We start from the raw sequence: 15294 nt of genomic DNA on the forward strand, positions 1-15294 counted from the left end.
TCAGCCGCGCATCATCGGTTCGATGCGGCGTTGCGCATCGTCAAGTGCAGCCTTGATCGTGGCCTGGCCGGAGAGGGCCGACTGGATCGCGGTCGCCATGGTGTCGCCAATCGCCGGCCATTGCGGCACGCGCGGACGCCAGTCGACGTCGGTGTCGTCCTGCAGAGCGCCCATCGTGGCTTCGACAAAATTTTCGCCAAAGCCGTTCATCAGCTTGATGTAGTCCGGATCCTTCCAGACCGAGGTGCGGTTGACGCCAGAGCGCTTGGTCGGACCTGCAAAACGATGCGCGGTGCGCGCCTGGGTCTCGGCGCTCGCAGCCCACTGGATGAAAAACCATGTCGCCTTTCGCTTCTTCTCCGGCAGCGCAGAATTGATCGGAAAACCCCAGTTCCAGATCGACGTAGTGCGCTTGCCCGAGGGGCCCTTCGGCCAGCGCGCATAGGCGACCTTGCCAATGACCTTCGACTTCTCGGGATTGTTGATGACCGAGGCCGAGGAATGCGCGTCGATGTAGCTGGCAACAGTGCCTTGCGAGAAGGCGTCGGCAATGTCGGGCCAGTTCCAGTTCGCGGCCGCCGTCGGGGCGTACTTTTTCAGGAGATCGACGTACCAGGCCAGCGCCGTCTCGGCCTCGGGGCCGTTGACGGTGAGCTTGCCGCCCTTCATCCAGTCGCCGCCGAACTCGCGGAAGATCGACGGATAGATGTACATGTTCTGGCCGGCACCGGCGACGCCGCGCAGCGCCGCGCCCCACACGCGATCGTTCGGCGTGTTCAATGCCGCTGCGTTGGACATGTAGGCCTCGAGCGTGTCGGCAGGCTTCAGGCCTTTGGCGTCATAGAGGTCCTTGCGATAGACCTGAATCGTAACTTCGCCGTCATAGGGCATGCCATAGAGTTTGCCGTCGATGCCGTTGGCGCTGCGCCAGGCCGGAATGATGTCGTCGAGCTTGAACCAGGCCGGATCGGTCAGCGACTTGTCGGCGAGATAAGTATCGAGCGGCTCCACCCATTTGTTCGCGGCATAGAGTGCGTAATACATGGGATCCGCGGCATGGGTCGCGTAGGTGCCGGTTTTCGAAGTCAGGTCGATGACGCTCTTCTGCCGGATCTGCGCCGGTGGGATTTTCTCAAAGCGAACGTCGATTCCGGTCAGCGCCTTGAACTGTGGCGCCAGCGCGATCAAGTTCTCAAAATAGCTCGCCGGGATCACGGCGACCGTGATGGTCTCGCCAGAGACCTGCTGCCAATCGATCTGCGCGGATTTGTAGGGCGCGAGCTCAGCGTCCTGTGCGGACGCGTGCTTCAAAATGCCGGGCCCAAACGTCGCCAGCGCCGCAGCCGCGGTTCCGGTCTTGAGTAGCGTTCGTCGTGTCGGCTTGCATGACGTCATCGCTGTCCTCCCGAAAATCCGGATTCTGGGTTCCGGTTAGTTAGGACTTTTGCGGAAATGTTATAACAAGTCAACTGCGGCAAAGTTGCCGCGCGTCGTTGCCGTTGGAACGTCATCTTGCGTGCCTCGGAACTCCGGCGCTCGCCTCCTGACCAGAGATGGTTTGAAGCCGACGATGCGCCGCTTGACGTATTCGTCGATGTCCAGCCGCCGGTGCTCGCGCAACGTCAACCTGCTAGAAACCCGCCATCCACAGCAAAGACGCTACCAGTCGCATATTGCGACGCCGGCATGCACAGGAACGCGACCGCGCCGGCAATATCTTCCGGCTGTCCCCACCGCTTGAACGCGGTGCGGTCGGCGATGCGCTGGTAGTGCGCGAGATCAGTCCGGCCGGCGGCGTTGATCGCGGTCTCGATATAGCCGGGCGCAACGGCATTGACGCGGATGCCCTCTTCGGCCCACTTCAAGGCCAGTGCTTTGGTCAACATCACGACGCCACCCTTGCTGGCGCAATAGGCGGGGATACGCGGCAGCGCCAAAGTCGCGTTCATCGACGCGATGTTGACGATCGATCCCTTCGCCTCCGCAAGCAACGCGCGAAAAGCCATGCAGGTCCGGAAGGTGCCGGTGAGATTGACGTCGAGAACCTTCATGAAGGTCTCGATCTCGAATTCCTTGTCGCGCGCCAGGATGCCAGCGCAATTCACCAGCGCGTCCACGCGCTTGTGCTGCCGGGCAAAGGCTGCGACGGCCCCGTCATCGGTGACATCGAGCGTGGCGAGCGTGAGACCCGCGCGCGGCTTGAGCAGTGTGCGCGCGAGATCCGCCTCGTTCGCGCCGGTTGCGGTCACTGTCGCGCCGAGATCGCAGAACTGGTTGCTGATCGCAGCGCCAATGTCGCCGGCCCCGCCGATCACAACGGTATGAAAGTCGGCTGCGAGGGAAAAATTCGAACTCATCAGGAGGGTCTCACTTCGGGGATTTCGGAGGCGGAGCCGTGGATTCACGGACCACCAGCGAGAAGTCGATCTCGCGATGCATGATGGTCTGCTCGCCGGCGAGGCTCCGCACCAGATATTCTCCGGCGCGCTGCCAAGTCTCTCCGGTCGGAACGTGGATCGTGGTCAGGCTGGGCCGCAAATGGCGACTCCAGTCGAGGTCGTCGAAGCCGATGACCGATAGATCGCGCGGCACCGTAAAGCCGCTGCGCTCCGCTTCGAGCAGCACGCCGTAGGCAATGACGTCGTTGCCGCACACCACGGCCGTTGGACGGTCCTTGAGACTGAGGAGATAACGCGCCGCCTCGCGCGCGTCGTCCAGCGTATAGGGCACTTCGACATGCCATTGCGCGGGAAGTTCGAGATTGTTCTCGCCCAGTGCGCGGCGAAAGCCCGCCACGCGGGCACTGGCGCGGTCGTTGTTGCGCTGGAGTGCCGAGACGATCCCGATCCGGCGATGGCCGAGCTCGATGACATGGGCGGCGGCGCGATGGGCGGCGGCTTCGTTATCCGTTCCGACGCAGGGGTAGGGCCTGTCCGGTTGGTAGATGCCGACGTTGATGAACGGCACCGCGTTGTCCGCGAGCAGCTTGCGCAGCCCGTCATGATGGCAATCGCCACGCAGCACGAGGCCGTCGACACCGCGACTGATCAGATTGCGCGCCTGCTGCAACTCGATCTCGAGGTCATATCCACTCGTGGTGAGGAACAGCATGTATCCGACCGACGACAGATATTGTTGCAGCGACGCGATGCCGCGCGCGAACATCGTGTTGTCGATCGTCGGCACGATTGCGCCCAGGGTGCGCGAGCGGCGCGACGACAGGATGCGCGCCGGCGCATGCGGGATGTAGCCGAGCGCGTCGATGGCCCGCTCGATGCGGGCGCGCAGAGACGGGCTCACCGCATCGGGATTGTTGAGGACGCGGGAGACCGATGCCGTCGAAACGCCGGCGCGGGCGGCCACCGCGCGGATACCCTGTTTCACAGATTTGGCGTCGGTCAGCCGCATGAATGTAACGTTACAAGTTGCCGCGCGAGCCGCGTGGTAGCGGCCAGTCGTAAATCTGCCGTAGATTTCGCGGCTTGTCCACCGCTTGACACGGCGGACGCGAGGTCTATTTTGTAACCGTTTTCATATGGTGCTCAGACGTGTTCAAAATGGTCCGCCAGCTTAAGGCGGCCGGCCGGGAGGAGAGTTCGATGAAGGCCAGGATGCTCGCGACGCACGTCGCGTTGTCCGTTCTTGCGATTGCCGTCAGTGCGCAGGCGCATGCCGCCGATTTTGACTGGATGAAGTTCAAGGGCAAGACCGTCACCTTTCTCGCCAACAACAATCCGGTTTCGCAGGCTCTGCTGACCTACAAGGCCGATTTCGAGAAGCTGACCGGCATGACCCTGAAGGTTGACGGTTATCAGGAACAGCAGATGCGCCAGCGTCTGGTCACCGTCATGAATGCGAACAGCGATGAGGTGGACGTGTTCATGACGCTGCCCTCGCGCGAGGGCGAGCAGTTCGCCGCCGCCGGCTGGTACGGCGATCTCACGGCGATGGCCAGGAACGAGGTCGCTAAGGAATACGACCCGGCCGGGCTGAGCCAGGCCTTGCTGAAGGCCGCGACCTTCAATGGCAAGCTCACCAGCATGCCGATGAACATCGAGGGTCCGATCCTCTATTACCGCACCGACATCTTCAAGAAGTGCGGTCTCGAGGCGCCGAAGACCATCAAGGACGTCGAGGCCGCCGCCGAGAAGATCAAGACCTGCGACAGTGCGGTGACGCCGTTCGTCTCGCGCGGCCTCAAGCCCGCGGTCGCCTACACCTTCAGCAACATGCTGCACAATGTCGGCGGCACCTATATCGCCAACGGCAAGTCCAATCTTTGTTCGGCCAAGGGCAAGGAGGCGCTCGACACCTATAGCCGGCTGCTGCGCGACTTCGGTCCGCCCGGCGTCGTCAATTACAGCTTCCAGCAGATTTCAGCGCTGTACCGCAGCGGCCGTGCCGCGATGGCGTTCGAATCCTCCAACGAGCTACGTACCGTCATGGACGGCGGCGCGCGCCTCAAGGACACCGGCCTGTTGCCGTTCCCGGCGGGCGAGGCCGGCCAGGTGCCGACCACGATCGGCTGGGGCATGGCGGTGTCCTCGCACAGCAAGCAGCCGGATGCCGCCTGGTATTTCGTGCAGTGGGCGACCAGCCCCGAGGTGCAGAAGAAGATGGCGCTGCAGGGCATCGCGCCGCCGCGCCCGTCGGTCGCCAAGGATCCTGAATATCGCAAGTGGATCGATGAGGAGCCGGTGCGCAAGGAATGGCAGGCCGCGCTCGACGTGCTCGCCACCAAGGGCTCGTCCGAAGTCGGTTATCCCATCGTCGCCAATCCGCAGTCGCGCGAATTCATCGGGCAGGCGGTGCAGGATCTGATCCTGAAGCAAAAGCCGATCGATCAGGCCTGCGCAGATGCCGACCAGGCGCTGGACGCGCTGATCGCGCTGAACTGACCACCGGGTGCCGGCTGGCTCGCGGCCTGCCGGCACCTCACCCGATCGAGGACAGGAACGCATGTCTGATACGGCTGCGCCACTCACGCAGGACCGGCAGAAGCTGGAGATGGCGGCGCTCTCGGCGCCGGCCGTGTTCTTCACGGTCGCGATGATCGCGTTTCCGGTCGTCTATACGATCTGGCTCGGCTTTCAAACGTTCTCCTCGACCGGCAAGCAATCCTTCGCCGGCCTCGCCAATTATTCCAAGCTGATCTCCGATTACGAATTCTGGCACGGGCTGTGGATCACCATTGCGCTGTTCGTGCTGTCGCTGGTGCTGCAGCTCGTCTTCGGCATCTGGCTCGCGATGGTCCTGTTCAGTGCCAAGCGCCTGCCGGGCATCGTGCGCTCGCTGTTCATCTCGCCCTTCATGATGCCGCCTGTCGTGGCGGGCATGATGTGGTTGGTGATCCTCGATCCGTCGTTAGGTGCCGCCAACTATATCCTGCAATCGTTCGGCCTGCCGCCCTCGGACTGGCTGGCTTCGCCGACATGGGTAATTCCGACGGTTGCGCTGATCGATAGCTGGCAGTGGACGCCGTACGTCGCCTTGATCGTGCTGGGCGGCCTGCAATCCCTGCCGCCGAGCGTCTACGAGGCCGCGCAGATCGACGGCGCATCCGCGTTCAAGACCTTCCAGCGCATCACGCTGCCACTGCTGCTGCCGACCATTGTCACTGCCGCGATCCTGCGCAGCGTCGATCTCCTGCGCTTCTTCGACATCATCTACATCACCACCCAGGGCGGCCCCGGCAACGCCTCGAACACGCTCAACATCTACGGCTTCCGGGTTGGCTTCGAGTTCTTCAACATCGGCTATGCCAGCGCGCTGATGCTGACCTTGACCGCGATCGTGTTCGGCGCCGTGCTCGCCTTCAACCGCCTCCGCGGCGCAGTGGCGTGGTGATGCCATGAACGATGCCGTCAATACCGACCGCTGGATCCGCTGGCTCAACACGGTGCAACTCGTGATCGCCGGTGTGCTCATCATGGCGCCGACGGTCTGGATGGTGCTGTCATCGTTCAAGCCGTCCTTCGAGGTCACTGCCTATCCGCCGACGCTAGTCTTCTCGCCGACGCTGGCGAACTACGCCGAGCTGACAAGGACCACGCCGTTCCTGAGCTACGCGCTCAACAGTCTCATCGTCACCGTCGGTTCGACCGCGCTTGGGTTACTGTTCGGGATTCCCGCCGCCTTCGCCGTCTCCTGGACGCGGATCACGTGGCCCGCGATCCTGACGCTGGCGGCGCGCATGGCGCCCGGCACGCTGTTCCTGCTGCCCTGGTACGTCATGTTCCGGCAAGTCGGCATGATCGGCTCCTACACCGCGCTGATCCTCAGCCACGCCGTCATCACGCTGCCGATCGTGATCTGGGTTCTGCTGCCGTCGTTCGACGCCATTCCGCGCAGCGTGTTTGAGGCCGCGCAGGTCGACGGATGCAGCGTCACGCGCATCCTCTGGCGCATCGCGCTGCCGCTGGTGGCCTCCGGCGTCGCGGTCTCGGCGATCCTCGCCTTCGTATTCTCGTGGAACTACTTCCTGTTTGCGCTGGTGCTCTCCAATGGCGACACCAAGACGCTGATCGCTGCGGCCTTCAACTTCATCGGCGAAGGCTCGACGCAATGGGGCGCCCTCATGGCCGCGGCGACGCTGATCGCATTGCCGCCGCTGGTTCTGGCGGCCCTGGTTCAGCGCTGGCTGGTGTCCGGGCTGACGCTCGGTGCGGTGAAAGGCTAGGTATTTTGATGAATGTATCCCCCCGCCCGAACTCGATCATGCAGGCCGCGGTCTTCCACGGCAACGACTGCATCACCATCGAGCGCGTGGCGATGCCCGATGTCGGCGCCGGCGAGGTGCTGGTCCGTGTCTCGCGCACCGCGTTGTGCGGTTCGGATTTCAAGCTCTGGCACAAGGGCGCCGAATTCACCGCGGGCCATGAAATCTTTGGCGTCGTCGAGCAGCCCGGCCATCGCCTGCATGGCCGCCGTTGCGCCGTCTATATCCCTTTGCATTGCGACCACTGCGCCGCCTGCAAGCGCGGCGATACCCAGATGTGCCTGGAAGTCTCCAGCCTGATCGGCTGGAACAGACCGGGCGGCTATGCCGAATACGTGCCGGTGCCGGAAAACTGTCTGCTGCCGGTCCCCGATGATATCGAGAACAGCCTCGCGCCGCTGCTGCTCGACACCATCGGCACCTCAGGCCATGCCGTACGCTTCGTCAGTCGCGTCGTGCCGCCAACCGAAGCCGGGCCGGTGCTCGTGATGGGCGCAGGGCCCGTCGGTCTCGGCGTCGTGCTCGCGCTTCGCGCGCTCGGCTACGACGACATCCATGTCGCCGATCCCAATGCAGCGCGCTTGAAGATCGCGCGATCCTTCGGCGCCAAGGCGCATCCCGTCGGCGATACCTCGAAGCGCTTTGCCCTGATCATGGAATGCTCGGGCGCCCACGCAGCGCGCAACCTCGGCATCGAGCTGGTGCTGCCGCGCGGCGCCTTGGTGCTGGTCGGCGAAAATGCCGCGCCCTGGACCATCGAGGAAGGCAAGGTCTTCCGCCGCAAGGATTTTTACATGATCCGGACCTTCTACTTCCCGGTCTCCGATTTCGAGCCGAATGTCGAGTTGCTGCGCAAGTACAAGGAGGAATACCGCGTCCTCGTCGACGGCGAGTTCGGCCTGTCGGCTCTCCCTGCGAATTTCGCCCGCTTCGCCAAGGGCGAGTTGATCAAGCCTGTGCTGGCGCTGGACTGAGTGAACATGGCCTCGATCTCGATCCGCAACCTCACCAAACGCTACGGCAATTTCACCGTGATCCCCGATCTCAATCTGGAGATCGCGGACCATGAATTCGTCGTGTTCGTCGGCCCGTCCGGTTGCGGCAAGTCCACTCTGCTGCGCATCATCGCCGGCCTCGAGCCGATTTCGGGGGGAGACCTCTATATCGGCGACAGGCGCGTCAACGGCGTGCAGGCCGCGCAGCGCGACATCGCGATGGTGTTCCAGGATTACGCGCTCTATCCGCACATGCGCGTCTACGACAACATGTCGTTTGCGCTGGAGCTACGCGGCACACCGAAGGCGGAGATCGACGCGCGGGTGAAGCGCGCCGCTGCGCTGCTGCACATCGAGCCCTATCTGGACCGCAAGCCCAAGGAGCTGTCCGGCGGGCAGCGCCAGCGCGTCGCCATGGGCCGCGCCATCGTGCGCAATCCCAAGGCGTTCCTGTTCGACGAGCCGCTGTCAAATCTCGATGCGAAGCTGCGCGGGCAGGTTCGTGCGGAGATCAAGGCACTGTCGCAGCAGCTCAAGACCACCATGGTCTTCGTGACGCATGACCAGATCGAAGCCATGACCATGGCCGACCGGATCGTGGTGCTCCAGAGCGGTACGATCCAGCAATACGACACGCCGGAGACGGTCTACGAGCGGCCGGCCAACCAGTTCGTCGCCGGCTTCATCGGCTCGCCCGCTATGAACTTCTTCCCGATCGAATGGCGTCAGGAGCGGGCAGTTCTCTCGCAAGGCGGAACGGTGGTGCCGCTTGACGGTGAGGCCGCGAGTCATCTGAGCAAGGCCGGCAACGCCGTGCTCGGCATTCGCCCCGAACATTTCGTTGTCGCCGTGGATGCGGCCGACGGCATTCCCATCAACGTCAAGCTGGTCGAGCCTTTGGGCTCAGATACGCTAATTCATTTCGATCTCGCCGGCGCGTCCTCGATCGCGCGAGTCGATCCGTCGCTCCGGCCGAAGGTCGGCGATCGCCTCACGCTGCGTCCGCAATCGGGCAAGACGCATCTGTTCGATGCCGCCAACGGACAGGTCTTGCGGTGAGCGCGTCGGTCAATGTCGGCGATCTCTCGGCGCTGGCGGACGTCGCGTCCAAAGCCAAGCTCGTGCACGTGATCTGCCTCGGCCTATCGGCGCTCGACCAGGTCTGGCGCGTCGATCGGCCGTTTGCGGGCGGAAGCGAAAAGATCAAGGCCGTCGAGTACGGGACGCTCGGCGGCGGCATGGCCGCCAATGCGAGCGTCGCGGTCGCAAAGCTCGGTGCGTCCGTCGCGTTCTGGGGGCGGGCGGGGAATGATGCCGCGGGCCACGAGATGCGATCGGCGTTCGCCGCCGAAGGCGTCGATGTCAAGAATTTCCGGCTGTTTCCCGATGGCCGCTCGTCCGTCTCCGGGATTATCGTCGATAGTTTTGGTGAGCGGCAGATCGTGAACTTCCGGGGCGCCTATCCCGAGGCCGCGGATTGGCTTCCGCTCGAAACCGTCGCGCGCGCATCGTCCGTTCTGGCGGATCCGCGCTGGGTCGAGGGTGCCGCGACGCTGTTCGGGGAAGCACGAGTGCGTGGCATTGCGACGGTGCTCGACGGCGATGTGGCCGATGCCGCGGTGTTCGAGCGACTGTTGCCGCTGACCGACCACGCGATCTTCTCCGAGCCCGCGCTCACGGCCTTTGCCGGCTCGGCCGAAGATCAATCTCTGGCCGGTCTTTCGTGCTTCGGCTGCCGCGTCATCGCCGTCACGCACGGCGAGGGCGGCGTCAGCTGGTACGAGAACGGCGGCCTGCACCGGCAGGCCGCTTACGCCGTCGATGTCGTCGACACCACGGGCGCGGGCGACGTCTTCCACGGCGCCTATGCGCTCGCGATCGGCGCCGGGCTCGAGGTGCGCACCGCCATGGCGTTTTCGGCAGCGACGGCCGCGATGAAATGCCGCCACGCCGGCGGCCGCAACGGTATCCCCGGTATCAACGAGTGTCTTGTATTCATGAGGACGAAGCCATGAGAACGATTGGAAAAAACCGCGGCCTGGCACGGCTTGCTGACGCGGACGGCCATTTTCGCATGGTCGCGCTGGACCAGCGGCCGCCGCTGTTCGATGCCATCGCGAAGGCCAAAGGCATCACGCGGGAGCAAGTCGAATATTCCGACGTCACGGCGGCCAAGCGCCTCCTCGTCGAAAATCTCGCGCCGCATTGTAGCTCGATGCTGTTCGACCCGAATTTCGCAGTGCCTGCCGCGATCGATCTGTTGCCGCCGCGCTGCGGCCTGATCATGACGCTGGAAGAGCACCGCGTCGAGGAAACCATGGGCGGCCGCAAGTCGCGCGCGATCACCAACTGGAGCGTGGAGAAGATCCGCGCGATGGGTGGCGACGCCGTCAAGGTGCTGGCCTGGTACCGGCCGGACGCCGATGCCGCGGTGAACGAGCATCAGAAGCGCTTCGTGCGCGAGATCGGCGAGGACTGCGCCCGCCACGACATTCCCTACGTCCTCGAATTGCTGGTCTATCCATTCCTCGGCAGCGCCAATCACACCGCCGATTATGTGGAATCGCCGGGCAAGCTCCCAGGTCTCGTCATCGGCAGCGTGCGCGAATTTGCCAAGCCCGAATACGGCGTTGATCTCCTGAAGCTGGAAAGCCCACTAGCGGCCAACAGCCTGCCGGCCCGCGACGGCAGTGCCGAGGCACAAACCGCGCAGAGGGAATTCGATGCGATCGGCGATATCTGCCGCGAACGGAGTATCCCCTGGGTGTTGCTGTCGGGCGGCGCGGCGCCGGAAAAGTTCGAGCGCGTCCTCGATTACTCCTATGCCGCAGGCGCGAGCGGCTTCCTCGCCGGCCGCACCATTTGGCTCGATGCCGTCTTGAAGAATTTCCCCGATCGCGCGGCGGTTTCGGCAAGCTTGCGCAGGGATGGCCTTAACGTGCTCGAACGGCTCAGCGAGTTGACCACGGCCAAGGGGACGCCATGGAAGGCGCGCTTTCCGGCGTTCGCTGATATCAAGCAGGAAGGTGACTTCGCGCGCGCCTACTGAGATGGTGGCGGCTCCGCGTGGTCCAGGATTGATCGCAGGATCTGCAAAATGACGACTGACAACTTCATCATCCGCTCGATCGAGGCGTTCTGCTATCGCTATCCGCTGGCAACGCCGGTGGTGACGTCGTTCGGCAAGATGCTCAATCGTCCCGCCGTCATCGTTCGCGTCGTCGACGAAGAGGGGATCGAAGGATGGGGTGAGGCCTGGTCGAACTTTCCTGCTCCAGGCGCGGAGCATCGTGCCCGGCTCGTCAACGAGGTGCTGGCGCCGCGTCTTGTCGGGCGCAAATTCGATGGTCCTGCTCAGGCGTTCGAGGTCCTGACCGAGGGCACCGAGGTGCTGGCGCTTCAATGCGGTGAACCCGTCCGTTTGCGCAGGCGATTTCGGGCATCGATCTCGCTCTGTGGGACATCTCAGCGCGCCGTCAGCGGGTGCCGCTGTGGCAACTCCTCGGCGGCCAGTCGAACAAGATCAAGGTCTATCCGAGCGGCATCAATCCCGGCGGGGCCACGCGGACGGCGGAAGCCGCGCTCAAGCGCGGCCATCGCGCGCTGAAGCTGAAGGTCGGCTTCGGCACCGAGACCGATCTCGCCAATTTGGCCGCGCTACGCGGGCTCGTCGGCGCCGGCATGCTCGCCAGCGATGCCAATCAGGGCTGGTCAGTCGCGCAGGCGATGGAGATGCTGCCGCGGCTTGCCGAACTCGATCTGCGCTGGCTGGAGGAGCCGATCCGCGCCGATCGCCCGCGCGAGGAATGGCGCAGGCTGCACGCCCTGGCGAAGATGCCAATTGCCGCCGGCGAAAACATTTCGAGCCTCGAGGTCTTCAAGGACGTTCTGGTCGAAGGTGTCATCGGTGTGGTTCAGCCGGATATCGCGAAATGGGGCGGCCTCAGCGTCTGTGCCCGGCTGGCTCGCGACATCCTGAAAGCGGGCAAGACGTTCTGTCCGCACTATCTCGGTGGAGGCATCGGCTTGCTTGCGTCCGCGCATCTGCTTGCCAGTGTCGGAGGCGATGGCTGGCTGGAGGTCGATGCCAATGACAACCCGTTGCGCGATCTGTTTTGTGGTCCGATTCTCAATGTGAGGGAGGGCATGGTTGAGTTGAACCAAGCCCCAGGACTCGGAATAGCGCCTGATCTTTCATATATCGAGCGCTATCGCAGCATGTCTAGTCTTGTGGGGAGGCCTGTCGGCTTCTGATCGCTGTGGGTCGCGCTTGATTGACCTCGATCTCCTTGGCTACGACTGGCTCAATTTGGCCCATAATGGATTGGAGCGGTTCAATATTTTCAGTCGATTAGAGGGCGGCGTGTGCACGATGTGTGTGCCCGGGGTTCAAAATCTCATGACAGCCGATAGGAGCGGGCTCTGGTAAGCCGCGGCTCGCGCGAGGTGGGTGCTTTTATCGAGAGCGATCAGCCCGCGCCATAGGAGTAGGTAGCGCTGCCATATCGCCTCCTGACGGGCTGATCTGTGTTCCGCTGCGATTTCCCAGGCGGGCTAGTCACGCCTCCGCCAAGCGATGCGGGCGGCAGTTATGCAGGGGACCCACAATTGCGAATTACTTGCGGAAGTTAGCCATTATCTTGGCAATTCGCTCGCTTTGGGGAGCGTAATCTCCGCCCGTATGATCTGGCAAACCATTCTTCTCAAGCATGGGCGATCGGGTGCTTGCCACCTCGGACGGGGCGGAGCGTGTCGTGAGCTCGGGTCGTCCTTGATGTTGAGCAGATCCCCCGCTGGGAACGCCGGCTCTCCGACTCGCGTTCGCGACCGCACGAAGTGTGGTGGGCTGGCGGTCATTCGAACCGGCTGCTCCAACGTGATCTGCCATTGACAGCCTGCCCAATGTGATAGAATTATAACAACGTAAGTTGCAAAAGTAACAATATGTCACCATCGTACCAGCGTCTTGCAGGGCCGGCGGGAGGAAAGCTTGGAATTGTCCGGTTCGGTTTCAGCAGAACCTCGGCCGCCGACCTCGCTTGTGACGGTCAGCGGTATCAACAAGCGCTTTGGCGGCGTGCGGGCGCTACGCGACGTTGACCTCGAGGTCCGGGCCGGCGAGGTGCACGCGCTACTCGGCGAGAACGGCGCGGGAAAATCCACGCTGATCAAGATCCTCAGCGGTGTTCATACTCTCGACAGCGGCACGATCGAGATCGCCGGAAGGTCGGTGGAATTCGACAGCCCGGCGAAGTCGCGCGAAGCGGGGATCGCGGTCGTCTATCAGGACCTCAGCCTCGTTGAATCCTTGAGCGTTGCCGACAATCTGTTGCTCGGTCGCGAGCCGCGCGCAGCTCTAGGCTTTGTCCGGCAACGCGCGCTGATGGCCAGGGCCGAGGCGTTCCTGAAAGAACTCGGCATTCCCCTGGATACGAGAGCGACCGTCGGCTCGCTGCCGTTCGCCTATCGCCAAATGACGGAGATTGCAAAGGCGTTGATGGGCGAGGTTCGGCTCCTGATCCTCGACGAGCCGACCTCCTCGCTGACATCTGATGAGGTCCGGATCCTGTTCGACGCGATCGGGAAGGCGACGCGCCGCGGAGTCGGTGTGATCTATGTGACCCACCGGCTCAATGAGGTCTTCGAGATCTCGCAGCGCGTCACGGTGCTGCGCGATGGCGCCAACGCCGGCACGTTTGTCACCGCCGAGACCGACATGAAGCGGCTCGTGAACGCGATCGTCGGAACGGATCGATCGGCAGCCACGGGCCCGCGCACCGAACCTGCTGCGAAGCGTGAACTGGATCCGTCGCCGGTCTTGTCGCTGTCGGATGCGTCCAACGACCGGCTTCGTGCCGTCGATCTGTCCGTGCTGAAGGGCGAGATCCATGGGCTCGCCGGGTTGATCGGCAGCGGACGCACAGAGATTCTGGAGACTGTGTTTGGCCTCAGGCCGCTCGAGAGCGGCGCAATCGAGATCGAGGGCCGGCGATGGCTGCCGAGTGGGCCTGCCGATGCGATAGAGCAGGGCATCGCGCTGGTGCCGGAAGACCGGCACGTGCAGGGTCTGGTCCTGGACCATTCGATCGAACGAAACGTCACCTTGCCGCGAATTCCCCACTTCTCGCGTTGGGGCTGGATGCAGCAACGCGCCGCCGCCAGGCGTGCGGAAACCGCGGTCGCCAGGCTTTCGGTGAAAGCGCCCGGCGCGTTCAGCCTGGTCAGAACACTCTCCGGCGGCAACCAGCAAAAAGTCGTGTTCGGAAAATGGAATGACCCGCGGCCGCGCGTGCTGCTCCTGGACGAACCGACGGTCGGCGTCGACGTGGGCGCACGCGAGGAAATCTATGCCGTGATCCGGAACGCCGTCCGCGACGGCAGCGGGGTCCTGGTCGTTTCGTCCGACCTCGTCGAATTGATCGAGCTCTGCGACCGCATCTCCGTGATCGTCAACGGGCGCGTGGCTCGTACGCTTTCGCGCGGCGAGATCGATGATGCCGAAGAGCTGCATCATCTCCTCCAGATGTACCAGGCCTCCGGGCCCGGCCACTTGCAAGAGCTTCCCGCATGACCGAACTGACCGCTCCCAACGTGGTCGCCTCGTCGACCCGATCCGATCGCCGCCGCAAGATTCTCCAGAATCTGCTGCGGGGCGAGCGGCCGTACATGCTGTACATCGCCTTTCTGATCCTGTTGGTCGTGTTCAGCCTGTCCTCGCCCTGGTTCCTCTCGGTCGACAATTTCCTGAACATCGGGCGCCAGACCACGCTGGTGTCGATCATCGCCGTCGGCATGACCTTCACTATCATCGCGCGTCAGATCGATCTGTCGGTTGCCTCGACATTGGCGCTATCAGGCATGGCGGCCGCTCTCGCGATGAGCCAGATCAATAACAGCTGGATCATGGGCGCCGTGGCCGGGCTCGGCACCGGCGCGCTGGTGGGGCTGCTCAATGGCGTCCTGACCACGCAGCTCTCGATCCCGTCGTTCCTGGTGACGCTAGGCTCGCTGAGCATGGCGCGGGGACTGGCGATGATGGTGACCAACACCAAGCCGGTGATCATCACTAACGAGACCTATTTCGCGATCTTTGGCGAAGGCACGTTCCTCGGCATACCTGTTCCGATCGCCTGGACGTTGGCGGCGATGATCGTCGGCATCCTGCTGCTGCACTACAACGTGTTCGGCCGGCGCATCTATGCGGTCGGCGGCAATCCGACTGCGGCGCTCTATTCCGGCATCAATACCAAACGGATCACGACAGCGGCCTTTGTCCTGACCGGCACGCTGGCGGGACTCGCGGCCCTGGTGCTGTCGGCGCGTTCACACGCCGCGCGTCCGGATGTCGTGCAGGGCATGGAGCTCGACGTCATTGCCGCGGTGATCCTCGGCGGCTGCAGCCTGTTCGGCGGGCGCGGCTACATCCTGGGGACGCTGTTCGGCAGCTTGATCATCGGCACGCTCAACAACGGCCTTGTTCTGCTCGGCGTGAGCTCGCCGATGCAGCTCGTGATCAAGGGCGCGATCATCGTTGCCGCGGTTGCTTTCACGAAACGCTAGTCGAAGTCAGGCGCTGCGAAT

12 protein-coding genes and 1 pseudogene are annotated in these 15294 nt (G+C 63.5%); 10 read left to right on the forward strand and 3 right to left on the reverse strand.

Annotation, left to right across the window (positions count from 1 at the left end; all coding sequences use genetic code 11):
- The 3 genes from ABIB90_RS32035 to ABIB90_RS32045 form a co-directional block, all read right to left on the reverse strand.
- Entirely contained in the window at positions 1–1395 is a 1395-nt protein-coding gene (locus tag ABIB90_RS32035; RefSeq protein ID WP_354165135.1) for an ABC transporter substrate-binding protein, read from the reverse strand.
- A 227-nt stretch (positions 1396–1622) separates the two neighbouring features.
- The gene (locus ABIB90_RS32040; protein ID WP_354202078.1) at positions 1623–2357 is read right to left on the reverse strand and encodes an SDR family NAD(P)-dependent oxidoreductase; all 735 of its coding nucleotides are present in this window, start codon (positions 2355–2357) and stop codon (positions 1623–1625) included.
- 10 nt (positions 2358–2367) lie between these two features.
- Positions 2368–3408 carry a LacI family DNA-binding transcriptional regulator gene (locus ABIB90_RS32045; RefSeq protein WP_354165141.1) on the reverse strand — a complete coding sequence of 347 codons (1041 nt, stop codon included), beginning with the start codon at positions 3406–3408 and terminating at the stop codon, positions 2368–2370.
- Positions 3409–3599: 191 nt separating this feature from the next.
- Between ABIB90_RS32045 and ABIB90_RS32050 the strand changes: the two genes are divergently transcribed.
- The 10 genes and pseudogenes from ABIB90_RS32050 to ABIB90_RS32095 all read left to right on the forward strand — a co-directional run bounded on the left by ABIB90_RS32050 (position 3600) and on the right by ABIB90_RS32095 (position 15273).
- The gene (locus ABIB90_RS32050; protein WP_354202079.1) at positions 3600–4898 is read left to right on the forward strand and encodes an ABC transporter substrate-binding protein; all 1299 of its coding nucleotides are present in this window, start codon (positions 3600–3602) and stop codon (positions 4896–4898) included.
- A gap of 61 nt (positions 4899–4959) precedes the next feature.
- Positions 4960–5847 carry a carbohydrate ABC transporter permease gene (locus tag ABIB90_RS32055; protein ID WP_354202080.1) on the forward strand — a complete coding sequence of 296 codons (888 nt, stop codon included), beginning with the start codon at positions 4960–4962 and terminating at the stop codon, positions 5845–5847.
- A 4-nt stretch (positions 5848–5851) separates the two neighbouring features.
- On the forward strand, positions 5852–6679 hold the full coding sequence (locus ABIB90_RS32060; protein WP_354165150.1) for a carbohydrate ABC transporter permease: 828 nt from the start codon (positions 5852–5854) through the stop codon (positions 6677–6679).
- Between the two features lie 8 nt (positions 6680–6687).
- The gene (locus ABIB90_RS32065) at positions 6688–7692 is read left to right on the forward strand and encodes a zinc-dependent alcohol dehydrogenase family protein (RefSeq protein WP_354202081.1); all 1005 of its coding nucleotides are present in this window, start codon (positions 6688–6690) and stop codon (positions 7690–7692) included.
- A gap of 6 nt (positions 7693–7698) precedes the next feature.
- Positions 7699–8772, forward strand: coding sequence for an ABC transporter ATP-binding protein (locus tag ABIB90_RS32070; protein WP_354165156.1), 1074 nt, complete (start codon positions 7699–7701; stop codon positions 8770–8772).
- Positions 8769–9728 carry a sugar kinase gene (locus ABIB90_RS32075; protein WP_354202082.1) on the forward strand — a complete coding sequence of 320 codons (960 nt, stop codon included), beginning with the start codon at positions 8769–8771 and terminating at the stop codon, positions 9726–9728. Before ABIB90_RS32070 ends, ABIB90_RS32075 begins: the two co-directional genes overlap by 4 nt.
- Positions 9725–10762, forward strand: coding sequence for a tagatose 1,6-diphosphate aldolase (locus ABIB90_RS32080; RefSeq protein ID WP_354202084.1), 1038 nt, complete (start codon positions 9725–9727; stop codon positions 10760–10762). The genes ABIB90_RS32075 and ABIB90_RS32080 overlap by 4 nt, the downstream gene beginning before the upstream one ends.
- A gap of 48 nt (positions 10763–10810) precedes the next feature.
- A pseudogene (locus ABIB90_RS32085) lies at positions 10811–11967 on the forward strand (mandelate racemase/muconate lactonizing enzyme family protein).
- Positions 11968–12703: 736 nt separating this feature from the next.
- Positions 12704–14284 (forward strand): sugar ABC transporter ATP-binding protein, encoded by a 1581-nt coding sequence (locus ABIB90_RS32090; protein WP_354165165.1) that lies wholly within the window; start codon positions 12704–12706, stop codon positions 14282–14284.
- Positions 14281–15273, forward strand: a complete 993-nt coding sequence (locus tag ABIB90_RS32095; RefSeq protein WP_354165168.1) for an ABC transporter permease — start codon at positions 14281–14283, stop codon at positions 15271–15273. Before ABIB90_RS32090 ends, ABIB90_RS32095 begins: the two co-directional genes overlap by 4 nt.
- Positions 15274–15294: the final 21 nt, after the last annotated feature.

This window comes from Bradyrhizobium sp. JR4.1, assembly GCF_040548605.1.
In the GTDB taxonomy this organism is placed as follows: Bacteria; Pseudomonadota; Alphaproteobacteria; order Rhizobiales; family Xanthobacteraceae; genus Bradyrhizobium; species Bradyrhizobium canariense.